The sequence below is a fragment of the Vreelandella aquamarina genome, from assembly GCF_020075495.1.
Lineage (GTDB): Bacteria > Pseudomonadota > Gammaproteobacteria > Pseudomonadales > Halomonadaceae > Vreelandella > Vreelandella aquamarina_A.
The window spans coordinates 164,500-190,306 of sequence record NZ_JABYQT010000003.1 but is presented as its reverse complement, the minus strand read 5'-3'; the positions used below and the strand labels follow the sequence as shown (position 1 = coordinate 190,306).

The following is a 25,807-nucleotide window of genomic DNA, read 5'->3' as shown; positions in this document are numbered from 1 at the left end:
CAAGGAGTTTTCATTGAGCAAGTCCGCCGCTAAAAAGATTCAAGCCATCCGTGGCATGAACGACCTGTTGCCCAGCGATAGCCCTCGCTGGCAATTTTTTGAGGCCAAGGTGCGCAAGCTTTTGCTGCGCTATGGCTTTGACGAGATTCGCACGCCCATCGTCGAGCAGACGGCACTGTTTGCCCGCTCCATCGGCGAAGTGACCGATATCGTCGAAAAGGAGATGTATACCTTTGACGACCGTAACGGCGACAGCCTGACCCTGCGCCCAGAGGGCACCGCCAGCTGCGTACGCGCGGCCATGGAGCACGGCCTGCTGCACAACCAGACCCAGCGCCTCTGGTACCAGGGCCCGATGTTTCGCCACGAGCGTCCCCAGAAGGGCCGCTACCGCCAGTTCCATCAGGTGGGCGTCGAAACCTACGGCTTCGACGGCCCGGATATCGATGCCGAAGTCATTCTGCTCTCGGCCCGGCTGTGGAAAGAACTGGGGCTTTTGGAGCACGTCACGCTTGAGCTCAATTCGCTGGGCTCATCCGAGGCACGGGCGGCTTACCGCGACAAGCTGGTGGCCTATTTCGAACAGCACCGCGACGTGCTGGACGAAGACTCCCTGCGCCGCCTGACCAGCAACCCGCTGCGCATTCTGGACTCCAAGAATCCCGCCATGGCCGAGATGCTCGACGGTGCCCCACAGCTGATGGATCACCTGGATGACGAGTCCCGCGAGCACTTCGAGCAGATCAAGACCATGCTCGATGCCGCAGGCGTGCCGTTTGTGGTCAATCCGCGGCTCGTGCGTGGGCTCGACTACTACTGCCGTACGGTGTTCGAATGGACCACCACGGCGCTGGGCAGCCAGGGCACGGTATGTGCCGGTGGCCGCTATGACGGTCTGGTCGAGCAGCTGGGCGGCAAGCCCACGCCCGCCGTCGGGTTTGCGATGGGGATCGAGCGGCTCATTTTGCTGCTGGAAACCCTCGACCTCGTGCCTGACGAAGCGCTCGGCGGCTGCGATGTCTATCTGGTGCCCATGGACGACAGCGCCACCGTTGCCGCGCTCACACTTGCCGAACAGCTGCGTAGCGAGCTTCCTGACCTGCGCCTTCAGCTGCACTGCGGCGGCGGCAGCTTCAAGAGCCGCATGAAAAAGGCCGACAAGAGTGCAGCGGGCATTGCCATCCTGCTGGGCGAGGATGAGATGGCTCAGCAGCAGGTAACGCTCAAGTTCCTGCGCGATGACCGCGAGCAGCAGCGTGCCAGCCAGGCCGAACTTGCCATGACGCTTGGCGAACTGCTGGCTCGCTGAGCCACTGAACCGGCGCTGCGCGCCTACCAATCAACGATCGACGCTATGAAGCGGCGATGTCATGCAATAGGAGACCGCCCGTGGCGGATCGAAGCGAAGAAGAGCAGCTGGATGTCATCAAGCGCTGGTGGAAAGAGAACGGCACCTCGCTGATTGCCGGTGCGGTGCTTGCCGCCGCGGGTGTGTTTGGCTGGAACGCTTGGCAGAACTATCAGGAAGGCCAGTCGGAAGCCGCCTCGGTCCGCTATCAGCAGCTGGTCAGCATCGCTACCGCCGATGAGCTGGACGAGCAGCAGGCCGCCGGCGCCCGCGAACTGATTGCCGAACTTACCGACGATTACGGCAAGACGCTATACGCTGATCTGGCTCTGCTGCTGGATGCCCGAATTGCCGTACAGCAGGACGATCTCGATGCCGCTCGCGAAGCGCTCGAGCAGGTGGCCGACGGCTCATCGCGCCGCTTCGTGCAAAGCCTCGCTTGGCTGCGCCTGGCGCGCCTCGAAGTGGCGAGCAACAACCCCGATGCCGCTCTCGAACTGCTGGACGAGCCGATCAGCGACTCCCTGGCCGCTCAGCGAGCCGATGTGCGTGGCGATGCCTTCGCAGCGCTTGGCCAGACCGAACAGGCCAGAAGCGCCTGGCAGGAAGCAGTGACACTTGCTCAGGAGCAGGATCAAACGCTTTACGGCGTGCAATTAAAGCTTGACGATCTCGGCGCCGAGGAGGCGACTCAATGATGACTCTGCGACTTTCCAAACAGATCATGCGCGTGACCTTAGGTGCTGCCGCCATTGCCCTGCTGGCCGGCTGTGCCAGCAAGGGCGAGCCCGCCTACACGCCAAAAGAGCTGCGTAGTTTCAATGAAACCGCCACGCTCGACACCCAGTGGCGCCAGAACGTGGGCAACGGCCTTGGCCGCGCGCGCTATCCCATCGCCCCGGCCCGTGAAGGCAATACCGTTTTCGCGGCCGATGCTGAAGGGCTGGTCATGGCGCTTGACGCGAATAACGGCGACCGCGAATGGCGGGTAGAGCTTGATACCCCCGTTTCCAGTGCTCTGACCGCCATTGCCGGCAAGGTTTACCTGGGCACGCGCAACGGTGAAGTGATCGCGCTTGACCAGCGCGACGGCAGCGTCGACTGGCGTGCCCGGGTCTCCAGTGAAGTGCTGGCCGCCCCTCAGGCCAACCAGCAACTGCTGATCGTTCAGAGCGTGGATGGCCAGGTAACGGCCCTGGACCGCGCGACTGGCCAGGAGCGCTGGGTCTACACCAGCTCCCAGCCTGCGCTTACCCTGCGTGGCACCGGCACCCCCATGGTGATCGACCCCGTCACCTTCGTGGGCCTGGCCAATGGCCGCCTGGTAACACTGGACAATCGCAGCGGCCAGCCGCTTTGGGACCTGCAGATTGCCACGCCCTCCGGTCGCAGCGAAGTCGAGCGTCTGGTGGATCTTTCCGGCCAGCCGCTGATCACCCCGGATGGCCGCCTGTTCGTCACCAGCTACAACAGCCGCGTCGTGGCGCTGGAAGCCACTCAGGGAAGCGTTATCTGGGAAAGCAGCCTCTCCAGCCGCAAGACACCGCTGATGGTGGGCGACTATCTGTTCGTGGTGACCGACGACAGCCAGGTGGTGGCGCTTGACGCCGGCACCGGCCAGGAGATCTGGCGTAACGACGACCTTGAGGACCGCTGGCTGACCGCCCCGGCGTTTGCCGACGGCAACCTGGTATTTGGCGATTTCGAGGGCTATGTCCACCTGATCGATGCGCGTAGCGGCGACCTTGCCGGCCGCGCCCGGGTTCACAAGTCAGGTATCAGCGTGGCCCCGGTTACCGAAGGCAACACCATTCATGTCCAGGCCAACAATGGTCGCCTGGAAACCCTGGAAGTCACTCCATGACACCCGTCATTGCTTTAGTCGGTCGCCCCAATGTGGGCAAGTCGACGCTGTTCAACCGACTGACGCGCTCGCGCGATGCGTTGGTCGCTGATTTTCCCGGCCTGACCCGTGACCGCAAGTACGGTAACGGCATGCTGGGCAACAAGAGCTACACCGTCATCGACACCGGCGGCATCAGCGGTGATGAAGTGGGCATCGATGCGGCGATGGCCGAGCAGTCGCTTGCCGCGATTGATGAAGCCGATATCGTCCTGTTTCTGGTGGATGCCCGCGCCGGGCTGAACGTGGCCGACGAGGCTATTGCCAATCACCTGCGCGTCAACCAGAAGAAGACCTGGCTGGTGGTCAACAAGACCGATGGCCTGGAAGAGCACTCGGCCATGGCCGAGTTCTGGAAGCTGGGCCTTGGCGATCCGTGGCCGATTGCCGCCGCTCATGGGCGCAATGTCTCCACGCTGATGGATACCGTGCTCGAGCCGTTTCCCGACCGCGATGCCAGCATCCCGGCAGATACCGGCAGCAAGGGGATTCGTATCGGCGTCATCGGCCGGCCGAACGTGGGCAAATCTACCCTGGTCAATCGCCTGCTCGGCGAAGACCGCGTGGTGGTGTTCGATGAAGCGGGCACCACCCGTGATGCCATCGAGATTCCCTTCGAGCGGCGCGGCAAGCCCTACGTGCTGGTCGACACGGCCGGCGTGAGACGGCGCAAGAACGTCAGCGAAATTGCCGAGAAGTTCTCGATCATCAAGACGCTGGATGCCATCAAGGAGTGCCATGTCGCGGTGATGGTGCTGGATGCGCGCAACGGCCTGGTCGAGCAGGACATGCACCTGCTCGATTACGTGTTGACCACCGGGCGCGCGCTGGTGCTGGCCATCAACAAGTGGGACGGCCTGGAAAGCGACGCCAAGGAGAAGATGCGCTCGGACATCAAACGCCGCCTGGGCTTTGCCGACTACGCCGAAATGCACTTTATCTCGGCGCTGCACGGCACGGCGGTGGGCGATCTTTATCCCTCCATCGAGCGGGCGTTCAACGCGGCCAACGCGCACTGGTCCACCAATCGCCTGACCACGCTGCTTCAGGATGCGGTCAGCCAGCATCCGCCTCCCATGGTCAATGGGCGGCGCATCAAGCTGCGCATGGCGCACCAGGGCGGGAGCAACCCGCCGATCATCGTGGTCCACGGCAACCAGACCAGCGCCCTGCCCGAGGCGTACCGCCGCTACCTGACCAATACCTTCCGCAAGGTGTTGAAGGTGCGCGGCACGCCCATGCGCTTCGAGTTTCGCTCCGGCGACAACCCGTTCGACCACATGGCCGGCGCCAGCGATAAAGAGAAAGCCAAGAAGCGCGAGCTCAACCGCACCAAGGAAGCGCGCCAGAAACGCCGCTAGTACCGCGTATTCTTGTCCCATGAAAAAACGCCTGCCCTCACCGGCAGGCGTTTTTCGTTCTACGCTGGGCTTTTTATTCTACGCTGAGCACAGGGAGGTAAATTTCCTTGACAGAAACTCGTGCCGGCCCTCAAATAGCCGCGCTTTTAGCCCACCGCTGCTGGCGTTTACCAGCACTTGCCCTTCCCGGGAGAGAATCTATGCGTTATGCCGTTCGTTACTGGCGCTGGCTGGTAACCCTGGGGCTGGCCAGCCTGTTGACCGGCTGCCTGGCCTTGCCGCAAACGGGGCTGTTCGCCTTTCGCCTGGCGGTGACCTCGCTGGGTGTCGAGGATGTGCGCATTGGCCCCTACAACATCAATGCGGGCCTGGACACCAGCGACTTGACCAGCCTGCTGGCTTCGAGCCTTGGGGCGGGCAGCCTGCCGGTTCAAGCGACCCTCGCCATGGGGCTGGGCCTGCCGCCGGGCATGCCGGCCGTGGCCATGTCCGGATTCAACTGGACGCTGAACATGCCGGGCGTCGATCCGGTGAAAGGCCAGTACTCCCAGGACGTGGCACTGACGCCTGGCGATGACGCCAACCTGCGCCTGCCGCTGGCCTTCGATGTGCTGGGCACCGACACCCAGAAGATGGCGCCCATGATCAACCTGGCCAAGCAGCTCGCCGCTCAGGGCGAACTGCCGGCGGGCAGCGAACTGGCCATTACCCCGGGAGATCTACGCGGGCTGGGCATGACACTGCCCGCCGGGCTTTTGACGCCCACCATTCGCCTCAACGTGGGCCCGGATGGCCAGTTGATTCCGCAGCGCTAGCGCTGCGCCTTGAGGCGTTTTCGGCCCACGAAGGCGGTCGCAAACTGCCAGGCGGTACGCCCACTGCGCCCACCGCGCAGCGTGGCAAACCGCACGGCTTCGGCACGCGCGTCCGCATCCCAGTCCTCTGCATTGCCTACCTTCCGGACCCAGTGCTCGCATACGTCAAGGTACGTTGCCTGGTTGAACGGGTGAAAGCCCAGCCACAGGCCAAACCGGTCCGAAAGGGAGATCTTCTCTTCTACCGCATCACCGTGATGCAGCTCCTCGCCGACCAGCCTCGATCCGCTGTTATCGTCCATCGACTCCGGCAGCAGGTGGCGCCGGTTGGAAGTTGCATACAGCAGCACGTTCTCCGGCGGGCCGGTCAAGGCGCCATCCAGCACGCTCTTGAGCGCCTTGTAGGCATCGTCATTGCCTTCGAAGGAGAGATCGTCGCAGTACACCACGAACCGATGCGACACATGGCGCAGCTGTTCGATCAGCAGCGGCAGACTCGCCAGGTCGTGGCGGTCGACCTGGATAAGCCGCAGCCCCTCATCGGCCAGCGAATTGAGCAGCGCACGCACCACGGAGGACTTGCCGCTACCGCGCGAGCCCCACAGCAGCGCGTGGTTGGCCGGCAGGCCCTGCAGAAACGCTCGCGTATTGTCCATAAGCGCAAGCTTTTGCCGTTCGATGCCCAACAGATCGTCCATGGTCATGGCATCACGCGGCGGCACCGGCACGAGCCGTCCACCCAGCGGATGGCGCTGCCAGATGGCCGCCACATGGATGCCCCAGTCGACCGGGGTCGGGGCCGGGGGCAGCCACTGCTCCAGGTGGTCGAGTAGCGTGGTCAAACGTTGGCTCAGTTCAGCGTCCATACCTTTCCTCTGGCAAGCAGGGTTACAATAGGGAGATTGATTTACCGCTCTTAGTGGTTATCTTGTGTGCAGGGAACTCATCCGTCTAGAAGGAAACCATCTCATGCGTTGGCTTCGTCCATTTGCGGTTACCGCGCTGTGCGCCTCGCTGGCCGCGTGCTCCACCTCGCCCACCGGGCGCTCGCAGCTTCTGCTGCTCTCCGATGATCAGCTCAATGACATGGGTCAGCAGGCGTTTGCTCAATACCAGCGGGACATTCCCACCGCCGGGCAGGCCAGCCACCGCTACGTGCAGTGCATCACCAACGCGATTGTCGATGTCCTGCCCAGCGAGCAGCGCAATCTTGACTGGCAGATTCGCGTCTTCGAATCCGAACAGCCCAACGCTTTTGCCCTGCCCGGCGGCTACATGGGCGTAAACACCGGCATGCTCAACGTGGCTACCAACCAGGACCAGTTGGCCGCGGTCGTGGGTCACGAGATTGGTCACGTGCTGGCTCGTCACGCCAATGAGCGCGCCTCCACGCAAAGCGCCACCTCGCTGGGCCTCTCGGTGATTTCCAGTGCCTCCGGCATGCAGACCCCGGGCGGCCAGCAGCTGATGGGCGTACTGGGCATGGGTGCGCAGTACGGCATCGCTCTGCCCTTCTCCCGCCGCCATGAAAGCGAAGCCGATATCATCGGCCTGGATTTGATGGCTCAGGCAGGTTTTGACCCACGCCAGAGCGTCACCCTCTGGGAAAACATGCAGGCAGCCTCCGGCGGCAGCGCTCCCCCGGCGTGGATGTCGACGCACCCCAATCAAGGCCAGCGTATCCAGGGCCTTCAAGCCAACATGGATAGCGCACTCGCCACCTATGAGCAGGCGCGCAGCAGCGGGCGAGCGCCCAACTGCCAGCGCCCGTGACGGGCCGATTTTCTCGGCTGACCGTCATCAGGCAATACCGAAAACAAGCGAACAGCCAAGGGCCGAGTATCTCGGCCCTTGGCTTGCGAGGCTTCTATCAATGCTTTCGGTAGCCTATCAGTGGGCGGCGTTCAGCATTCGCCTGAGTGTCTGACGCACCTGGGTGGTATCCGGGCGAACGTTACGCCATAAAAAGAACGCCTCCGCTGCTTGCTCCACCAGCATGCCCAGCCCATCCAGGCGTCGGGCACCGTGGGTGCCGGCCCACTTCAGAAACACGGTCTGGTCAGCGCCGTACATCATGTCGTAGGCCCAGGCGCCGTCGGCAAACAGGTTACCGGGCAGCGGCGGCAGGTCGCCGGAAAGGCTGGCGCTGCTGCCGTTGATCACCACATCGAACGGCCCCTTGGCAGACTTGAACCCGCCGCCGTGCAGCTCGCCCAGGTCGGAAAAATCCTCGGCCAGTTGATCGGCCTTTTCCGCGGTGCGATTGACCACCATGACTTCGCCAGGCTGCTCTGCCAGAAGCGGCTCGAGAATCCCCTGCACTGCGCCGCCTGCGCCCACCACCAGAACGCGCTTGTCAGCAAGCGTTACGCGGTGGTACTTCAAATCCCGGATCAGGCCAACGCCATCGGTATTATCTCCATAGGTCAGGCCGTTCCCCCCGACGATCAGGGTATTGACCGCCTTGGCACGCTGGGCGCGCTTGCTCAGGGTATCGCACAGCGCGTAGGCATCGTTCTTGAAGGGCACGGTCACGTTGGCCCCTCGGCCACCGTGCTGGACGAAGTCGCGCCAGGCATTGGCAAAATCGTCCCGGGGCGCTTTCTTTGCCGTGTACTCCAGCATCTGTCTGGTCTGCTGGGCAAACTCGGCATGAATCAGCGGCGACTTCGAGTGTTCGATGGGATTACCGAATACGCAGTAAAGATCGCTCATTGGCGCTCCTGTGCTGTGTTTACATGGCCATGCGGGCGTTGCCGCTCAGCAGTCAGGCCGTGAGACATTACTCGATACCCAGCCAGTCGCGGGCGATTAGATAGTCGTTCAGCCGCGACTCGGCGCTGTCCGGCGCTGGTGTGTAGGCATACTCCCAGCGCGCCAGGGGAGGCATCGACATCAGAATCGATTCCGTACGCCCGCCGCTTTGCAGGCCGAACAGCGTCCCACGATCCCACACCAGGTTGAACTCGACGTAACGCCCGCGCCGATAGAGCTGGAACTCGCGTTCGCGCTCGCCCCAGGCATCATGCTGGCGGCGCTTCACGATCGGCAGGTAAGCATCCAGAAAGCTGTCGCCCACTGCGCGTTGAAACGAGAAACACTCCTCGAAACTGCCTTCATTCAAGTCATCAAAGAACAGCCCGCCGACACCGCGGGTTTCATCGCGGTGCTTCAGGTAGAAGTACTCGTCGCACCAGGCCTTGTAGCGCGGGTATACCTCTTCGCCGAAAGGGTCGCAGGCGCGCTTGGCCACCTGGTGCCAGTGCGTCACGTCCTCGAGCACCGGGTAGTAGGGCGTCAGGTCGAAGCCGCCGCCAAACCACCATACCGGCGCCTCGCCCGCCTTTTCGGCGATAAAGAAGCGCACATTGCCGTGGCTGGTAGGAACATGCGGGTTTTCCGGATGCAGTACCCAGGAAACGCCGACGGCGTGAAAGCTCCGCCCGGCGAGTTCCGGACGGGCCGCGGTTGCCGATGGCGGCAGCTGCGCGCCGTAGACATGTGAGAAGTTGACACCGCCCTTTTCAAACACGCCGCCGTTTTCGATGACCCGGGAGCGCCCGCCACCGCCCTCTTCGCGCTGCCAACGGTCCTCCTTGAACGTCGCCACGCCGTCCGCTGCTGCCAGGCCCTCGCACAGCCGGTCCTGAAGGTCGAGCAGGTACTGTTTGACGTCGTCTAGATGCTCGTGGGCCACGGTATCTCCAACATTGTGTCCAGGGTGTAGATAATAATAGTACGGCGTAAGCACCAAGGGGTGAAGGGCCGATTGGCAAAAGCCCGTTTGGCGCAGGCCCATCAGGGGCGCTTCTGAAAGCGCGCCAGCGCCCGGTGGTAGGCGCCGCTTCGCACCGCCCGGCTGATCACCGGCATGGCGCTCTTGATGCCGGCCCGCACCAGCTTGCGCTGCCCCCAGGGCATGTTCAACTCAAGCTGATTCGCTGCCCACTCCGGAAGCAGATCGATACCCGCGCGCATGAACAGCGCCCCGGCCGGGCGAACGATCAGATGCCGCGGCGGGGCGCTCAGCAGCACCTGAACCACTTCACGGGTGCGCTCATCGCAGACGAGCTCGCACCGCTTTGCGTCAAGGTACGCCTCGACGGCCGCGCAGCTGTCCGGCACGTTGCGTGCCCCAAGCGCCTCGGCGATACAGGCGGTCTCGAAAAAGTAACGATCCTGATGCTCACGCTCGAGGTGGGGGTTGCGATAACGCAAGTGGGCGGCCATGAAACGGCTCATCTCGGCGACATGCACCCAAGTGAGAAGCGCCGGGTCATCCGCCGAGTAGGCGCGCCCATCGGCGGTGTGGCCACGTACCATGGCGTGAACCCGGCGCACCCGGCTGATTGCCGCCTCGGCCTGCTCGAAAGTGCCGAAGCTGGTGGTGGCGATAAAGTCGCTGGTACGCCGCAGGCGCCCGACCATGTCGTGGCGGAAGCTGGAGTGGTCCCACACCCCGGCCAGCGCCAGCGGATGCAGCATCTGCAGAAGCAGCGCGCTGATCCCGCCGCACATCATGGGAGTGAAGTCGCCATGAATGTTGCGCACCAGGCCATCCAGCGGAAAGGGGCCGGGATATTGCGCGGTGCGCGCTTCGCCCAGACGCGCCATCATGGCGTCCTGCAGATAGGCAGGCACGGCTAGGCGCGCATCACCTTGCCTGTCACCAGGTCGCGAATGGTGCTGGGGCGCTCCTGCCCGCCCAGCTCCCCGGCCAGGATGGCGCCCAGCTCCTCGCCAAATATCTCATTCACTTGCGCAGCGCTCATGGCCGGCGGCTCTCCGGCACGGTTGGCCGAGGTAGACACCAGTGGCCCGCCAAACGCTTCGCACAGGGCTTTCATCAGCGGGTGGTCAGTCACGCGCAGGGCCACGCGCTGGTGTGCACCGCGAACCAGCGCATGGCTGCGGCCATTATCCGGTACCAGCCATGTATTGGGGCCGGGCCAGCTGGCTGCCAGCGGTGCATGCAGCTCCAGCGGAAGCTGGTTCAACCAGGGCTGAAACTGCTGAATGTTCGCCGCCACCAGAATGACGCCCTTGGCCGGGTCACGGTCCTTCATGCGCATCAGGTGGGTGAGCGCTTCGTCGTTATCCGGATCACAGCTTAACCCCCACACGGCTTCGGTGGGGCAGGCGATGACATTCCCTGTCTGTAGCGCCTTGACGGCAGCTTCGAGGTCGATGGCCGATTTCATGGCAACTCCTGCTCTATTGAAGGCGACGAACGATGGTACATCTGCGCCTATTTTATCACGGCCTGGGCAAGCGCACCCAACCGCCCGCCTGCTGGGCGACCCAGCCATCTAGCTCCAGCATCAGCAGCCGCTGCTGGCAGCCACTCACGCTTTCACCACTGGTCTGCACCAATACATCGATGGGGGTGGGCGTTGTTGAAAGCGCGTTGAGCAGCGTATCCGGTACCGCTTCGTCTGGTGCTTCCACGGCGCTTGAGGCCGGCGGTTCCGCGCCAGGCTCCGATAGACCAGGCCCCGATAGATCAGGTCCCGGTAGAAAGGTGCTTGCCCACTGCTGCAGCTCTTCGAGCATGTCGTCGACGTGGCGCACCAGGGTAGCGCCATTGCGCAACAGCTGCAGACACCCCTGAGCCTGCACGTTGTGTATCGACCCCGGCAAGGCAAACAGTTCCTTGCCCTGCTCGAGAGCCAGGCGCGCACTCACCAGCGAGCCACTTTTCTCGGTAGCCTCGACCACCAGCGTACCAAGCGCCAGACCGGTGACGATACGGTTACGCCGCGGAAAGAACGCCGGCCGGGCAGCGGTTCCCGGCGGGTGCTCGGAAAGCAGCAGCCCGCCCGGCGCCTGGCTAAGCTGCTCGTGCAGCTCGCGATGCCGGGCGGGATAGATGACATCCACGCCGCAGCCCAGCACGGCGATGCTGCTGCCCCCGGCGGCCAACGCGGCGTGCTGAGCAATGCCATCCACCCCGAGCGCCATGCCACTGACCACGCACCAGCCACGGCGAGCAAGCTCGCGAGCAAACCCCTGAGCGTTGGCACGCCCGTCCGAGGTGGGTTTGCGCGTCCCCACCATGGCAAGCTTTGGGCCTTTGAGCGCACGAAGATCGCCCTGGGCCCAGAGTACTGCGGGCGGGTCATCTATTTCATCGAGAAGCGCGGGCCAGGCCGGGTGGTGGCGATGCAGGAGATGCCGGTTGGGCGCGCCCTGCTCCCAGGCCAAAGACGCCTTGACCGTTTCTTGAAGCGGGCTGCGTTCAGGATGCTCGAGCCAGAGCCGCAATGCGCTTGCCGCGTTGCTGGGCAGCGCGGCAAGCCAGCCCTCCGGCCAGCGCGGCTTGCGCCTTGCCAATTGGTGAATGCGCAGTGCCCCCATTCCCGGCAGGGCGTTGACCGCCAACCACTCCCTGGCTTCCATCCGCTCTCCTCAGCGCCTGTCAGAAGGCGCGTTGGTTTAATGAATCGGGCTGACCACGCGGTCACCCACCTCCAGCACGTGAGACGCCTGCGTCACCAGGGCATAGCTGACCCGCTGGTAAGGCTTGATCACCAGGACCTGGCCTGCGGGGGTATCCGGCAACCGAGCCTTGGCACCGGTGTGCGGGTCGTCAATCAGTGCGCCGGCCTGGTTCACCTGAAGCATATGCCCCGGCTGCAGGCCATCCTGCGTGCCTACATCCAGCGTAATGACCTGCAGGCGGCCAATGAAACGCAGGCCGCCCGGCACGGCCAGGATGCGCCCGGCAACCGCTGCCGCAGCCGGGTGCGGTGTCAACGCCCGAGGCGGCAATGGCTGCTCGAGCGGCAGCACAAGATCATTGCTCAGCACCTCCCGGTGCGCGCTCAGTATTGCCAGCTGGCTGATATCGCCCTCGCCGTGCAGCCACCGCGCTTCGCCTATATAAAGAAGTTCATGCCCCAGCAGTACGCCCTGCTCATCGTGGTAGCGGGCCCCTGGCCGGTAAATTCCGAGCCGGGTATGGGGCGGTACATGCCCGCGCGCATATAGCGTATCGCCTGCGCCACTCATCAGCCGTTCACGCTCGCCGGCCAGCACGTAAGCCTGCGCCGGCAAGGTGTCACTGGGCTCCACAATGCGGTGGCCACGCAAGAACGCCTCGATCACCGAAGGAGATACGTCTTGCGCGCTGACCGGTTGAAACGCACCTGGCTGAACCATGCCCAGCAGCAGGCTCAGGATCAGGGTGCTTTTCAACCGGGCACGCCAAGCGCCGGCGGGTGTCCTGGCAGGTATTGGGGTGCGTAGCATCATGCGGTTTTCCAAGGCTGATGAGTCGCGCGGTTTAGCGTTTTCCAGGCCACGCAGCAATACCCAGAGCAATGCCCAGAAGGGTAGCCTGCGTGCTATAGTATCCGGCAGAAAAGTACCCGGCCGCGGTTACCCGGCCTTTACTCCAGATTCAGCAGAACGGTGATTGTAATCCCATGGCCAAACTACCTATTCTTGAATTCCCCGACGAGCGCCTGCGCACCAAGGCCGTCGCGGTGGAAGCCGTTGACGACGAGGTCAGAAAGCTCGTCGACGATATGCTAGAGACCATGTACGACGCCCGCGGCATTGGCCTTGCGGCTACCCAGATCGACGTCCACCGCCGCGTGGTGGTGATGGATGTCAGCGAAGACAACTCGCAGCCGCTGGTACTGATCAACCCCCGTTACACGCCCATTGGCGACGAGAAAGCGCCGCTTTCCGAGGGTTGCCTGTCGATTCCCGAGTACTATGCCGAAGTACCCCGCTATCTCAAGGTCAAGCTGAATGCCCAGGATCGCAACGGCGAGGCTTACGAGCTCGAGGCCGATGGCCTGCTGGCACACTGCATTCAGCACGAGTACGACCACCTCGAGGGCGTGCTGTTTGTCGACTACCTCTCGCCGCTGAAGCGCGACCGCGTCATGAAAAAGATGCAGAAACGCCACAAGCAGATGCAGGATGACGCATAGCGCTCAACGCGTTTTAGCACAGTTTACTTCGGTTTTGGTAGTCACCCGGATAAAAAGTGCGGCGTAAAACGCACAAGGTCGAGAAGCCCGGCGATCACAACAGTCGTTGTATGCCTTTGCTTCTCGGCCTTTATTGTGGGTTTGAGCCCTCTCTTTTTCAGCCAGCAGGTATCTATTGTCATGTCACAGTTGCGCGTTGTTTTTGCGGGCACCCCCGATTTCGCAGCCTCTAGCCTGGCCGCCCTGCTTGAGAGCCATCATCAGGTAGTGGCGGTGTATACCCAGCCCGACCGCCCCGCCGGTCGCGGACGCAAGCTCACGCCCAGCCCCGTGAAAAAGCTGGCGCTTGAGCATGAGGTGCCGGTCTATCAGCCGCAGACGCTGAAAGACGCCGAGGCCCAGGCCGAACTCGCCGCCTTGAACGCCGACATCATGGTAGTGGTCGCTTACGGCCTGCTGCTTCCCCAGGCCGTGCTGGATATCCCCAGGCTTGGCTGCATCAACGTGCACGCCTCGCTGCTGCCGCGCTGGCGCGGCGCCGCGCCGATTCAGCGCGCCATCGAAGCCGGCGATTCCGCCTCGGGCGTTACCATCATGCAGATGGATGCCGGGCTCGATACCGGCGATATGCTGCACGAAGTGCGCACGCCCATCACGCCGCGCACTACCGGCGGTGACCTTCACGACCGCCTGGCGATTCAGGGCGCCCATGCGCTGGTCAGCGTGCTGGACGAGCTTGCTCAAGGCAAGGCAAGCGCCACCCCCCAGCCTCCTGAAGGCGTGACTTACGCCACCAAGCTGAGCAAGGCCGAGGCCGAGCTCGATTTCACCCAGCCGGCTGAAGCGCTTGCTCGCAAGATCCGCGCCTTCAACCCCTGGCCCGTGGCGTGGTGCCAACTGGGCAACGACCGCCTGCGCCTGCTGATGGCAAGCGTGGAGTCCGGCGAGCACGCCCCGGAACCACCCGGCATGCTGCTTGCCCACGGTGATGACCACCTGCGCATTGCCTGCGGCGCTGAAGGCCGCGAGGTGCTGTGCGTAAGCAGTGCCCAGCTGCCGGGCGGCAAGGCCATGGCGGTACGTGACCTGCTCAATGCCCGCCACGCGCGCCTGACCACCGGCACGCGCCTTGGTCAGCCTGAATCCCAGCAAGGAGACTCCCTATGAGCCAGCAACGCCCCGCGCAGAAAGGCCGCACTTCAGGCAACAGCGGCCAGGATGTTCGCGCCGCTGCGGCACGTGCTTTGGCGCCGGTCATCGCCCAGCAGGGCTCTCTGGCCAATCTGGACGAGCACAGCGTCGTCGCCCGTGACCGGGGCCTTCTGAAAGAGCTCTGCTACGGTACCTGCCGCCAGCTGCCGCGTCTGGAAGCGCTGGCCAATACCTTGCTCAAGCAGCCGTTCAAGAAGCGCGACGGCGATATTCACGCCCTGCTGCTGGTGGGCATCTATCAGCTGCTGTACATGCGCATCCCGGCCCACGCGGCGGTAGGCGAAACCGCAGGGGCTGCGCGCCTGCTGGGCAAGGAGTGGGCGACCCGCGTGCTCAACGGCTGCCTGCGCAGGCTTCAGCGCGAATCCGAAGAGCTTCAGGCAAGCGTCGATAAAGATGAAAGCGTGGCGCTTGCCCATCCTCGCTGGTTGCTGGATACCCTGCGCAACGCCTGGCCCGAACAGTGGCGCACCATCGTCGACGCCAACAATCAGCCCGGCCCCATGACGCTGCGCGTCAACCAGCACCACAACGACCGCGAAGCCTATCTGGAGCGCCTGGTCGAGCAGGGGTTGAGCGGCGCGCTGTGCACCCACGCGCCGGACGGCATCACGCTCGAGACGCCATGCGATGTCACGGCGCTGCCTGGCTTTGCCGACGGCCACGTCAGCGTGCAGGATGAAGCCGCACAGCTCTCGGCGGCACTTCTGGGCCCGGCCCTGGCGCCGCGTGCAGGTGCCCACGTGCTGGATGCGTGCAGCGCCCCCGGCGGCAAGACCGCCCACCTGCTCGAGCAGTTCGATATCGCGCTGACCGCTCTGGACAGCGACAATCAGCGCCTCTCGCGAGTAGAAGACACGCTCACGCGTCTGGGCCTGTCAGCGGTCTTGCAGCACGCCGATGCCAGCCAGCGCGACTGGTGGAACGGCACGCCGTTTGAAGCTATTCTGCTGGATGCGCCCTGTTCCGGCACCGGCGTCATTCGACGCCACCCGGACATCAAGACCCTGCGCCGCAAGGACGATATCCGCAAGCTTGCCAAACTCCAGCAGCAACTTCTGGATAACCTTTGGCCTTTGCTGCGCGAAGGCGGCACGCTGTTATACGCCACCTGTTCGGTACTGCCCGAAGAGAACGCCAGACAGATCGATGCCTTCCTGGCGCGCACGCCGGACGCTCGGGTCACCACGCCCAGCGATGTCGCCTGGGGTGTACCAAGCGGCCATGGCCGCCAGCTGTTTCCCGAAGCGGGGCGTCACGATGGCTTTTTTTATGCCAGACTAGAGAAGCGTACTGCCTAGGTTCATCGAACGCCGTGGCAGTGAATTCATGACTAAGGATGGAGATACCATGACTCATCACACCTACAAGCACGTAGAGATTACCGGCTCTTCCGAGAAAGGTATCGAGGAAGCCGTGCAGAACGCACTCGCCAAGGCATCGGAAACCATTCAACACATGCGCTGGCTGGAAGTGACCGACACCCGCGGGCATATCGAAGATGGCCGTGTCGCTCACTGGCAGGTCACCGTCAAGGTCGGCTTCACGCTGGAATAAATCCTCACCTGCTTTTCGACGGCGGCTGGTTTACACTGGCCGCCGTCTTTATTGCAGCGCACTACGTAATTGCAGCGCACTACGTAGCCCTTACGTTGCCCACTGCGCTGGCGCTTTTCATGGAACCGATGCTCAGTAATGAAAATCATCATTCTCGGCGCCGGCCAGGTCGGCGGCACCCTGGCGGAGCACCTCGCCCGCGAGGAGAACGACATCACCGTGGTCGACACGGACGCCAATAAACTGCGCGAGCTGCACACCAAGCTCGATATCCGCACCGTGACCGGCGCCGGCTCCTACCCCATCGTGCTGCGCCAGGCTGGCTGCGAAGACGCCGACATGCTGATCGCGGTCACCAACACCGACGAAGTCAACATGATCGCCTGCCAGGTGGCGCATACCCTGTTTCGCACGCCCACCAAGATTGCCCGCGTGCGCGCCACGCCCTATCTCACCCGCAAGGGCCTGTTCGCCCACGAAGCCATTCCCATCGATGTATTGATCAGCCCCGAGCAGGTGGTCACCGACCACGTGCGCCGTTTGATCGAATACCCCGGCGCCCTGCAGGTGCTGGATTTCGCGGGCGGCCTGGTGCAGCTGGTGGCGGTCAAGGCGGTGTTCGGCGGGCCGCTGGTGGGCCAGGACCTGGCCTTTCTGCGCCGCCATATGCCCAACGTGGATACGCGCGTGGCGGCCATCTACCGGCGCAACCGGCCGATCATCCCGCGCGGCGACACGGTGATCGAGGCCGACGACGAGGTGTTCTTCCTCGCCGCCCGGCGAGATATTCGCGCGGTCATGAGCGAACTCAGGCGCATCGAGCGGGGCTTTCGCCGAGTGGTGATTGCCGGCGGCGGCAACATCGGCGAGCGCCTGGCGGAGCATCTCGAGCATACCCACCAGGTCAAGATCATCGAGCACAGCCTTACGCGCTGCACCACGCTCTCCGAGCGGCTCGACCGCACCGTGGTGCTTCACGGCAGCGCCACCAGCAAGCGGCTGCTCGAAGAGGAGAACATCGAGGAGTGCGATATCTTCTGCGCGCTGACCAACGACGACGAGGTCAACATCATGTCGTCGCTGCTGGCCAAGCGGCTCGGCGCCAAGAAGGTACTCACCCTGATCAACAACGCCGCCTACGTGGACCTGGTTCAGGGCGGCGAGATCGATATCGCCATCTCCCCCCAGCAGGCGACCATCGGGAGCCTTTTAACCCACGTGCGCCGGGGCGATATCGTCAACGTGCACTCGCTGCGCCGAGGTGCGGCAGAGGCGATCGAGGCCATCGCCCACGGCGACAAGCAGTCATCCCGCGTAGTGGGGCGCACCATCAGCGAGATCCACCTGCCCGAAGGCACCACCATCGGGGCGATCGTGCGCGGCAAGGAGGTCATCATCGCCCATGGCGACGTGCTGGTGGAGAGCGGCGACCACGTGATCCTGTTCGTGATCGACAAGCGCCGCATCCGCGATGTGGAACGTCTGTTCCAGGTCGGCCTGACGTTCTTTTAGGAGCATGCACCAACCATGAGTCTGCGGGTCATTCTACGCATTTTAGGGCTGCTGCTGATGCTGTTCAGCCTGACCATGCTCCCTCCCATGCTGATTTCACTGTGGTTTCGCGATGGCGTATGGCACGCCTTCATGATCGGCATCGCCATCTCGGTGGTCACCGGGTTATTGCTGTACTTGCCAAATCACAAGGCGCGCAAGGAGCTGCGCATCCGTGACGGGTTCTTGATCGCCGCCATGTTCTGGACGGTTCTTGCCCTGTTCGGCTCGCTGCCGCTGATGCTGTTCGGTGATACGGCGCTGGACATCACGGATGCCGTGTTCGAGTCGTTCTCAGGGCTTACCACCACGGGTGCCACGGTCATCACGGGCATCGACTTTCTGCCCGAATCGATCCGCTACTACCGCCAGCAGCTGCAGTGGCTCGGCGGCATGGGGATCGTGGTGCTGGCCGTGGCGATTCTGCCCACCCTTGGGGTCGGCGGCATGGCGCTTTACCGCACCGAAATTCCAGGGCCGCTGAAGGACTCCAAGCTGACGCCGCGAATCACCGAAACCGCCAAGGCGCTTTGGTATATCTACGCCACGCTGACCATCGCCTGCATGGTGGCCTACATGCTCGCAGGCATGAACTGGTTCGACGCGCTGGGGCACAGCTTTTCCACCGTGGCAATTGGCGGTTTTTCCACCCACGATGCCAGCATCGGCTATTTCAACAGCCCCTCCATCGAGCTTATCTGCGTGGCCTTCATGCTGATTTCCGCGTTCAGCTTCAGCCTGCACTTCATGGCCTGGCGTGAAAAACGCCTGCTGCACTACTTCCAGGACCCGGAAGCGCGCTTTCTGATGCTGTTCTTGGGCGGGCTGGTCACCATTGCCGTGATCACCCTGTGGCTGACGCAGACCTACGATACGATGAATGGCTTGCGCTATGGCCTGTTCGAGGTGGTGTCGGTGGCGACCACGGCGGGCTTTTCGGTGGCCGACTTTTCGGCCTGGCCCGGTGCCCTGCCCTTTCTGCTGTTCATTGCCGCCTTTGTCGGAGGGTGTTCGGGCTCGACCGCGGGTGGCATGAAGGTCATCCGCATCATCCTGATTCTCAAGCAGGGAATGCGCGAGGTCATGCGCCTGATCCATCCCAACGCGGTGATTGCCGTCAAGGTCGGCAAGATGAGTGTTCCCGACAGCATCGCCCAGGCCGTGTGGGGCTTTTTCTCGGCCTACGTCATGCTGTTCTTCCTGATGATGGTAGGCGTCATGGCCACCGGGGTCGATCAGGTAACCGCCTGGTCATCGGTGGGCTCCGCGCTTAACAACCTCGGGCCGGCGCTTGGTGAGGCCAGCAGCCACTACGGCGAGCTTCCCAACCTTGCCAAGTGGATTCTGGTACTTGCGATGCTGCTGGGCCGCCTGGAGATTTTCACGGTACTGGTACTGTTCACGCCGGCTTTCTGGCGCCGCTGATACGTTTTTCCAGTACGTTTGCCGTTTCATATTCGAGTCGAGATACAATGAGCCAAGACGAAACCACCCCGCTGAGCGTACCACCAGCCGCCCTGCCGGCCACCAGCGGGCCGCTGAAAACGGTGACCGTTGGCGACACCACCTATACGCTGCTGGGCACCGCGCACGTCTCGGCCGAAAGCGCCGAGGACGTTCGTCAGCTTGCCGACAGCGGCCAGTTCGATGCCATTGCCATCGAGCTGTGCGATGCCCGCCACCACAGCATGAACAACCCCGATGCCATGGGCGAGCAGGACCTGTTTCAGGTCTTCAAGCAGGGCAAGGCGGGCATGGTGGCGGCCAGTCTGGCGCTGGGTGCCTTCCAGCAGCGCATTGCCGAGCAGTCCGGCATCGAGCCGGGAGCGGAAATGCGCGCCGCCCTTGAAGAGTGCCGCTCGCGCAACCTGCCGCTTTTGCTGGTGGACCGTGACGTGGGCGTGACCTTGAAGCGCATCTACCGCAACGTGCCCTGGTGGCAGCGCTTTTCGCTTTTCTCGGGCCTGATCGGCAGCGTGCTGTCGCGCCAGGACGTCTCCAGCGAGGAGATCGAAAAGCTCAAGGAGGGTGACATGCTGGAGGCGACCTTCAGCGAGTTTGCCGCCGAATCCGAGGCGCTCTACACCCCCTTGATTCGCGAGCGCGACCGCTACATGGCGCTGCGCCTTGCCGAACAGGCCCCGCCCGGACGCTTCAAGAACGTGCTGGTCGTGCTGGGTGCCGGGCACCTGAAAGGCACCATCGAACATCTTGAAGCGCCGCTGCCCGAGAATCCGACGGTCGAGCGCGAAGCGCTGGAAGCCACGCCGCCGCCTTCCAAACTATGGAAAGCCCTGCCCTGGCTGATCACCATCCTGGTGATTACCGGTTTTGCGATTGGTTTCTCGCGCAATACGGACCTTGGCTGGCAGCTGGTGCTGGAGTGGTTCCTGATCAACGGCATTCTATCCGGTGGTGCGACCATCATTGCCATGGCCCACCCGGTCACGGTGATTGCCACCTTCTTTGCCGCCCCGCTTACCTCGCTGAACCCCACCATTGGCGCAGGCTTCGTCGCGGCCGGGGTAGAGCTTTACATGCGCAAACCCAAGGTGCGCGACTTCTCCTCGCTGCGCAAGGATGTCACCCACCTTAAAGGCTGGTGGAAAAACCGCGTATCGCGCACCCTGCTGGTGTTCATACTCGCCACGCTCGGTTCGGCAGTAGGCACCTGGGTGGCGGGTTTCCGCATCGCCGGGGCCCTGTTTGGTGGCGCAGCCGCGTGAGCACGCTGACGCGCGCGCCCTGGCAGGCGGATGCCCTGCTGCTGCTGGTGACCGTACTGGCAGCAGGCGGCTGGATCTTCTCCAAGGAAGCGCTGGCGGGCATGCCGCCACTGCTGTTCATCGGTACGCGCTTTCTGCTTGCCGGATTGATTCTGCTGGGTTTTGCCTGGCCGACCCTGCGTCGCATGCCTGCGCGGCGTATTCGGCGCGGCCTGTTCGTCGGGCTGCTGTTCAGTGTGGCGATTGGCTTCTGGATCGTGGGGCTCGAAACCTCGAGCCACCTGGGCGAAAGCGCGTTTATCAACAGCCTCGGCATCCTGCTGGTGCCGGTGGTGGCCAGGCTCTTGTTCGGTGACCGGCCGCCGCGCTCTACCTGGGTTGCCCTGCCGGTGGCGCTCATGGGTTTTGCACTGCTGTCACTCAATGCCGGTTTTCGGGTGGAAACCAGCCAGCTGCTGATGGCCTGCGCCGCGCTCTGCTTTGCTTTCCTGATCAACGTCAACACACGGGTGGTACGCAACGTTCCTGCCCTGCCGCTGACCACGCTTCAGCTGCTGGGCGTGGGCGGCGTGTTGACCCTGACCTCACTTGCGTTCGAGCGCCAGCCCGTGGCGCTGGATACCTCCATCCTCGGCTGGTTCCTGGCAAGCGCCCTGCTGGCAAGCGCGCTGCGCTTTTTCCTGCAGATCACCGCTCAGGGCATGACCACACCTAGCCACGCCTCGGTCATTCTGATGCTCGAAGCGGTGTGGACGGCGCTGCTGGCCGCGCTGTGGTTTCGTGAAACCATGGAGCCGCTGCAACTGCTCGGCTGCGGACTCATCTTCACCGCCCTGCTGATCAACCGCTGGTACTGGGTACGCAAGGTGATTCTGCGCTGGCTGCCGGGGGCGGCGCGCTAGGCGTCGCTGTCAGGCGCCTGTCTTGCCAACAGCCGCTGCATCGCCTCGGTGGGTTCGTCAATCTTGTGATAGAAGCGGCTGGCGGCGTAGCTGTCATTGAACACGTCAAAGTAGTCATCCAGCACCGCCGCCGCCGTCTCATCGCCTCCCTGACGCAGCAGCTCAATCGCCACTTCTGCCGTGCATAGATGCGCCTTCGAGGCTGGCTTGCGCAGCCGATAGCGGGTTTCACGCTCGGTATGCAGCGGCAACACCGGCAGCGTATCCAGGTAGGCACTCTTGCGAAACATGCGCCGCGCCTGGCGCCAGGTACCATCCAGAATGATGAATACCGGAATGCGCGACTGCTCCTTGGCACGGTGCACGGCGTCCATACCCACCACGCGCTCGGCATAGTCGGGCTGGTCATCCGGAAAGATCACGAACGGCACGTAGCGCGGGTCGTCCAGCAGCGCCGTCAGCGCAGCATCCGGCGCCGTGCGGTACCAGGTGAATACTTGCGTCTGCGCCAGCACATCGCCGATCAGCCGCCCGGTATTGGTCGGCTTGTAGTGCTCCAGTGGATGGGTCAAGAGCCACACCTGGGCATGACTCTCCGCCTTTACCTGATAAGGGCAGAGGCAGTTCAGCTCGGGCAGGTTGCAGCCTTCACAGCGGCGCACAAAGCTGCCCCGCGCCTTGAACTCGCGCCGCGGCGGGCGAGGATGGCCGGTTGCCGGATCACACTCAGAGGAAGTATCAGAGGCAGACATCCGCGCTCCAGAGAGAAGAAAAGGGCGCAGAGTATAAAGCAGCGTCCCCGGAATGACGAACCCCGCTATGTAAACCATAAAAATCTCTCAAGTTGACATGGCGCGCTTGACGCCGATAGAGTCTGGTCAACCTATCAAATCAAAATGGTTTACTGATGACTGCGACTGCTGCCCCCCGTCATGACTGGACGCTGGATGACATCAATGCGCTGTTTGCGCTGCCGTTCAATGATCTGCTGTTCAAGGCCCAGCAGATTCACCGGGCGCATTTCGATGCCAACGCGGTGCAGGTATCCACGCTTTTATCGATAAAGACCGGCGCCTGTCCGGAGGACTGCAAGTACTGCCCGCAGTCCGGCCACTACACTACGAAGCTCGAAAAAGAGAAGCTGCTGGAGATTGAAAAGGTCGTCGAACAAGCCCGGGCAGCAAAAGCCGCCGGCGCCAGCCGCTTCTGCATGGGCGCGGCGTGGCGCAGCCCGCGTGACAAGGACCTGGTGCAGGTCGAAGAGATGGTTCGCCAGGTAAAGGCCCTGGGGCTTGAAACCTGCATGACGCTGGGCATGGTGGATGGCACGCAGGCCAGCCGCCTGGCAAGCGCGGGGCTCGATTACTACAACCACAACCTGGACACCTCGCCGGACTACTACGGCGAGATCATCACCACGCGCACCTACAGCGACCGCCTGGAGACCCTGGCGACGGTGCGCGAAGCGGGCATGAAGGTCTGCTCCGGCGGCATTTTAGGCATGGGTGAAGACGCCCAGGACAGAAGCGCCCTTCTACAGCAGTTGGCCAGGCTCTCCCCGCACCCGGAATCCGTGCCGATCAACATGCTGGTCAAGGTTCCCGGTACGCCGCTTGAAAACGCCGAGGACCTGGACCCTATCGAATTTATCCGCGCCATTGCCGTGGCCCGCATCATCATGCCACAGAGCCACGTGCGCCTCTCTGCCGGGCGCGAGCAGATGAGCGAATCCACCCAGGCGCTGGCGTTTCTGGCAGGCGCCAATTCGATCTTCTACGGCGACAAGTTGTTGACCACCGGCAACCCCCAGGCCGACCGCGACCGCGCCCTGTTCACCAAGCTGGGCCTGCATCCAGAGCAGCGCGAGACCTGCGAACGTACCGATACCCAGGCCGCGCGCCTTGCCCAGCAGGCGCAGCAGCAGCGGCTCGACGAGCGTGCCGCCGAGCTTGCGGTAGATGCCGGTGTCTGATGGATCAGCCTAGGGTAGCGCCAGCGTGCCCCGCGCCTTCCACTGCGCGACCAGTGCCGGTACGCCCTCCCCGGCGGTGGCCTTGATGGCCGCCACGCCGGGCGGGCTCAGCGCCTCGGCGTCGGGGTCTATCAGCGCACAGGGCGTGTCGTAGTCGATGTAGGAGAGCAGCGATGCAGCCGGCATGACCGCAAGTGAGGTGCCCACGACCAACAGGAAGTCCGCCTGGGCGGCGATCTCGCAAGCCTCTTCAAACAGCGGCACGCTCTCGCCGAACCAGACCACATCCGGACGCAGCTGGCTGCCCTTGTCGCACATGTCGCCAAGCGCGATGCCTCCCTTGGACAGCGGGTAGCGCATGCGCTCATCCACGCTTGAGCGGGCGTTGAGAATCTCGCCGTGCAGGTGAATCACTTCGCTTGAGCCTGCGCGTTCGTGCAGGTCGTCGATGTTCTGGGTAATGATGGTGACCTTGAACCCCGCCTGTTCAAGACTTGCCAGGGCGCGGTGCGCCGCGTTGGGCTTGGCCTTGCGGATCTGCTCGCGGCGCTGGTTGTAGAATGCCAGCACCCGTTCGGGGTTACGCTGAAAACCTTCGGGGGTCGCCACCTCTTCCACCGGATGGTCTTCCCATAGGCCGTCGCTGGCGCGAAAGGTCTTGATACCGCTTTCGGCGCTGATCCCGGAGCCGGTAAATACCACCAGATGGCGCGCTGTCGTCATGGTTGCCTCTGTTTCAACGTGTTGAGGGGTCAGCGGCTACAAAACGCTGCTCGTTACCATAAGGGTACACGTCAATGATGCGACCATCGACAATGGCCTGCTGCAGACCCTGCCAGTAGCCGACCTCGAACAGCTCCGGATGAAACGTCCTGAACAGTTGCAGCCGCTCCGGGTTGGCGAACATGAACGGGCCGAACTCCTCGGGAAAGATATCGTTCGGGCCGAGGGAGACGCTTTCGTTTCCCCCGCTCAGGTAGTCACCACCGCTTGTAGCGGGCATGGCGCGAAAACGGCACTCGGTGAGATAGCACACCTCATCATAGTCGTAGAAGATCACCCGCCCCTGCCGAGTGACGCCGAAGTTCTTCAGCAGCATATCGCCAGGGAAGATGTTGGCCGCGGCCATCTGCTTGATGGCATCGCCGTAATCCCTGAGCACGGCCTGCTGCGCATCCTGGCTGCACTGCTCAAGATAGATATTGAGCGGTGTCATCATGCGCTCGGTGTAGCAGTGCCTGATGATCACCTTGTCATCCTTGAGGGTGACAGTGGCAGAAGCGACGTCCAGCAGGTGCGCCAGGCATTCGGGGTCGAAATGATCCTTGCGGACGATGAAGTTGGAAAACTCCTGAGTGTCGGCCATGCGCCCCACCCGGTCGTGGCGCTTTACCAGCCGGTACTTTTCGCGCACTGCCGCGTGGGTCACGTCCTTGGCCGGGTCGAACTTGTCCTTGATGATCTTGAATACCGTACGAGCACTCGGCAGCACGAACACCGCCATCACCATGCCGCGCACCCCGGGTGCGATCACGAACCGATCCTCGCGTCTGGCGACCTGCCGATTCAGGGCACGGAAGAACTCGGTCTTGCCGTGCTTGAAAAAGCCGATGGCCGCGTAGAGCTCTCCGGCAGGCTTGTGCGGCATCAGGGTCTGCAGGTAATCGACGAACTCACCGGGTACCGGCACCTCGACCTGGAAGTAGGCACGGGTGAACGAGAACACAATCGCCACGTCGTCGGGGTCGATCAGCACGGTATCCAGGTGCAGCCCGGGGTCTGCTCCCGCCTGCTCGTCAAAGCGTTCGCTGTGGCGAATGGGCAGCACCAGAGGCACGTGCCGACCACCACCACTTATCCGCCCTACCAGGTAGGCGCCCTTGTTGCGGTAGAAAACGCTGTTGAGCAGCTCGATGCTGGCGTCCTGAGCGTGGGTGATAGCACTCGGCAAAAGCCCCGCCAGCCGCTTCGCGCCCAGGCGCGTGTCGCGATTCATATCGGCAAAGGGGTTTTCCAGCTCGGCGCCGTGAAGCGCCCATTTCAACGCCTTCTGCCAGTTGCCATTTACCCGGTGGCGCCGGCACAGCTCGATGCCCGAGCGGTGTGCGGCACGGGTGCGCGAACTCTCGACAAACATCCAGTCGTTGCGGATATGGCGGTGCTTGAACACGGCGCAGAACAGCGAATTGAAGAAGGTTTCAGCCAGCTCGAAATCCAGCCGTTGGCTGATCAGCTCGGCGTAGTGGCCGCGCGCCTCCCGCCAGAGTTCGCAGTGGGCCAGCATGTCCTCGGAAAACGCCTGCCTGAGGCTTGAAAGCCCCTCGTCTACTTTCTGCTGGTAGAGGTTGATGCGATCAATCGAAGCCTGCTGCCCTTCACGCCAGGCTCCCTCACGAAACCGCCGGCTGGCGTCCCGGGTAATCGCTTTGAAGCGCGTACGATACGCATCAAACCCATGCAGAAGCGTGGCGGCCAAACGGTAGGCGGGCGTGGTTTTCACAGGCAAGTCTCTTGGCG

25 protein-coding genes are annotated in these 25,807 nt (G+C 63.1%); 15 read left to right on the top strand and 10 right to left on the bottom strand.

The genetic code is table 11. The annotated features are described in order from the left end of the window. The first annotated feature begins 13 nt into the window (after positions 1–13). The 5 genes from hisS to HW452_RS06305 all read left to right on the top strand — a co-directional run bounded on the left by hisS (position 14) and on the right by HW452_RS06305 (position 5,427). Complete coding sequence (gene hisS, locus HW452_RS06325) at positions 14–1,309, top strand: histidine--tRNA ligase (RefSeq protein WP_224105253.1); 1,296 nt, start codon at positions 14–16, stop codon at positions 1,307–1,309. An 80-nt stretch (positions 1,310–1,389) separates the two neighbouring features. Next, complete coding sequence (locus tag HW452_RS06320; protein ID WP_224105252.1) at positions 1,390–2,046, top strand: YfgM family protein; 657 nt, start codon at positions 1,390–1,392, stop codon at positions 2,044–2,046. Beyond that, the gene (gene bamB / locus HW452_RS06315; protein WP_425348090.1) at positions 2,043–3,212 is read left to right on the top strand and encodes an outer membrane protein assembly factor BamB; all 1,170 of its coding nucleotides are present in this window, start codon (positions 2,043–2,045) and stop codon (positions 3,210–3,212) included. The genes HW452_RS06320 and bamB overlap by 4 nt, the downstream gene beginning before the upstream one ends. After that, the gene (gene der, locus HW452_RS06310; RefSeq protein ID WP_224105251.1) at positions 3,209–4,612 is read left to right on the top strand and encodes a ribosome biogenesis GTPase Der; all 1,404 of its coding nucleotides are present in this window, start codon (positions 3,209–3,211) and stop codon (positions 4,610–4,612) included. The genes bamB and der overlap by 4 nt, the downstream gene beginning before the upstream one ends. 200 nt (positions 4,613–4,812) lie before the next feature. Next, a complete protein-coding gene (locus HW452_RS06305) occupies positions 4,813–5,427 on the top strand; it encodes a hypothetical protein (RefSeq protein WP_224105250.1) in 615 nt (204 codons plus the stop codon). Here HW452_RS06305 and HW452_RS06300 read toward each other — a convergent pair. After that, positions 5,424–6,293 (bottom strand): ATP-binding protein, encoded by an 870-nt coding sequence (locus HW452_RS06300; protein WP_224105249.1) that lies wholly within the window; start codon positions 6,291–6,293, stop codon positions 5,424–5,426. The two genes, HW452_RS06305 and HW452_RS06300, sit on opposite strands and share 4 nt — an antisense overlap. 103 nt (positions 6,294–6,396) lie before the next feature. Between HW452_RS06300 and HW452_RS06295 the strand changes: the two genes are divergently transcribed. Beyond that, positions 6,397–7,200, top strand: coding sequence for a M48 family metallopeptidase (locus HW452_RS06295; RefSeq protein ID WP_224105248.1), 804 nt, complete (start codon positions 6,397–6,399; stop codon positions 7,198–7,200). Positions 7,201–7,317: 117 nt separating this feature from the next. On the opposite strand, the gene aroE is transcribed toward HW452_RS06295, so the two are convergent. From aroE to HW452_RS06265, 6 genes are all read right to left on the bottom strand, one after another. After that, positions 7,318–8,142 (bottom strand): shikimate dehydrogenase, encoded by an 825-nt coding sequence (gene aroE, locus HW452_RS06290; RefSeq protein WP_224105247.1) that lies wholly within the window; start codon positions 8,140–8,142, stop codon positions 7,318–7,320. A gap of 67 nt (positions 8,143–8,209) precedes the next feature. After that, positions 8,210–9,124 (bottom strand): oxygen-dependent coproporphyrinogen oxidase, encoded by a 915-nt coding sequence (gene hemF, locus HW452_RS06285; RefSeq protein WP_224105246.1) that lies wholly within the window; start codon positions 9,122–9,124, stop codon positions 8,210–8,212. A gap of 101 nt (positions 9,125–9,225) precedes the next feature. Beyond that, the gene (locus HW452_RS06280; protein WP_224105245.1) at positions 9,226–10,068 is read right to left on the bottom strand and encodes an oxygenase MpaB family protein; all 843 of its coding nucleotides are present in this window, start codon (positions 10,066–10,068) and stop codon (positions 9,226–9,228) included. A gap of 2 nt (positions 10,069–10,070) precedes the next feature. After that, the gene (locus HW452_RS06275; protein WP_224105244.1) at positions 10,071–10,628 is read right to left on the bottom strand and encodes an L-threonylcarbamoyladenylate synthase; all 558 of its coding nucleotides are present in this window, start codon (positions 10,626–10,628) and stop codon (positions 10,071–10,073) included. A 55-nt stretch (positions 10,629–10,683) separates the two neighbouring features. Continuing rightward, on the bottom strand, positions 10,684–11,826 hold the full coding sequence (gene dprA, locus HW452_RS06270; protein ID WP_224105243.1) for a DNA-processing protein DprA: 1,143 nt from the start codon (positions 11,824–11,826) through the stop codon (positions 10,684–10,686). Between the two features lie 36 nt (positions 11,827–11,862). Then, positions 11,863–12,681 carry a peptidoglycan-binding protein gene (locus tag HW452_RS06265; RefSeq protein WP_224105242.1) on the bottom strand — a complete coding sequence of 273 codons (819 nt, stop codon included), beginning with the start codon at positions 12,679–12,681 and terminating at the stop codon, positions 11,863–11,865. A gap of 173 nt (positions 12,682–12,854) precedes the next feature. Between HW452_RS06265 and def the strand changes: the two genes are divergently transcribed. From def to HW452_RS06225, 8 genes are all read left to right on the top strand, one after another. Continuing rightward, positions 12,855–13,370 carry a peptide deformylase gene (gene def / locus HW452_RS06260; RefSeq protein WP_224105241.1) on the top strand — a complete coding sequence of 172 codons (516 nt, stop codon included), beginning with the start codon at positions 12,855–12,857 and terminating at the stop codon, positions 13,368–13,370. Between the two features lie 180 nt (positions 13,371–13,550). Beyond that, entirely contained in the window at positions 13,551–14,537 is a 987-nt protein-coding gene (gene fmt / locus HW452_RS06255; RefSeq protein ID WP_224105240.1) for a methionyl-tRNA formyltransferase, read from the top strand. Next, positions 14,534–15,883, top strand: coding sequence for a 16S rRNA (cytosine(967)-C(5))-methyltransferase RsmB (rsmB, locus tag HW452_RS06250; protein ID WP_224105239.1), 1,350 nt, complete (start codon positions 14,534–14,536; stop codon positions 15,881–15,883). The genes fmt and rsmB overlap by 4 nt, the downstream gene beginning before the upstream one ends. Before the next feature lie 49 nt (positions 15,884–15,932). Further along, a complete protein-coding gene (locus tag HW452_RS06245) occupies positions 15,933–16,139 on the top strand; it encodes a dodecin (RefSeq protein WP_106374252.1) in 207 nt (68 codons plus the stop codon). Between the two features lie 138 nt (positions 16,140–16,277). Beyond that, on the top strand, positions 16,278–17,651 hold the full coding sequence (gene trkA, locus HW452_RS06240) for a Trk system potassium transporter TrkA (protein ID WP_224105238.1): 1,374 nt from the start codon (positions 16,278–16,280) through the stop codon (positions 17,649–17,651). 15 nt (positions 17,652–17,666) lie between these two features. Continuing rightward, a complete protein-coding gene (locus HW452_RS06235; RefSeq protein ID WP_224105237.1) occupies positions 17,667–19,115 on the top strand; it encodes a TrkH family potassium uptake protein in 1,449 nt (482 codons plus the stop codon). Positions 19,116–19,162: 47 nt separating this feature from the next. Beyond that, on the top strand, positions 19,163–20,416 hold the full coding sequence (locus HW452_RS06230; protein ID WP_224105236.1) for a TraB/GumN family protein: 1,254 nt from the start codon (positions 19,163–19,165) through the stop codon (positions 20,414–20,416). Then, complete coding sequence (locus HW452_RS06225; protein ID WP_224105235.1) at positions 20,413–21,318, top strand: DMT family transporter; 906 nt, start codon at positions 20,413–20,415, stop codon at positions 21,316–21,318. Before HW452_RS06230 ends, HW452_RS06225 begins: the two co-directional genes overlap by 4 nt. On the opposite strand, the gene HW452_RS06220 is transcribed toward HW452_RS06225, so the two are convergent. Next, positions 21,315–22,070 (bottom strand): tRNA-uridine aminocarboxypropyltransferase, encoded by a 756-nt coding sequence (locus tag HW452_RS06220; protein ID WP_224105234.1) that lies wholly within the window; start codon positions 22,068–22,070, stop codon positions 21,315–21,317. The two genes, HW452_RS06225 and HW452_RS06220, sit on opposite strands and share 4 nt — an antisense overlap. Before the next feature lie 155 nt (positions 22,071–22,225). Here HW452_RS06220 and bioB point away from each other — a divergent pair, with 155 nt between their 5' ends. Continuing rightward, positions 22,226–23,290: a biotin synthase BioB gene (bioB, locus tag HW452_RS06215; RefSeq protein ID WP_224105233.1), complete on the top strand. Its 1,065-nt coding sequence runs from the start codon at positions 22,226–22,228 to the stop codon at positions 23,288–23,290. 9 nt (positions 23,291–23,299) lie between these two features. On the opposite strand, the gene HW452_RS06210 is transcribed toward bioB, so the two are convergent. After that, on the bottom strand, positions 23,300–24,013 hold the full coding sequence (locus tag HW452_RS06210; RefSeq protein WP_224105232.1) for an SIR2 family NAD-dependent protein deacylase: 714 nt from the start codon (positions 24,011–24,013) through the stop codon (positions 23,300–23,302). 13 nt (positions 24,014–24,026) lie between these two features. Next, complete coding sequence (gene aceK, locus HW452_RS06205) at positions 24,027–25,790, bottom strand: bifunctional isocitrate dehydrogenase kinase/phosphatase (RefSeq protein WP_224105231.1); 1,764 nt, start codon at positions 25,788–25,790, stop codon at positions 24,027–24,029. Positions 25,791–25,807: the final 17 nt, after the last annotated feature.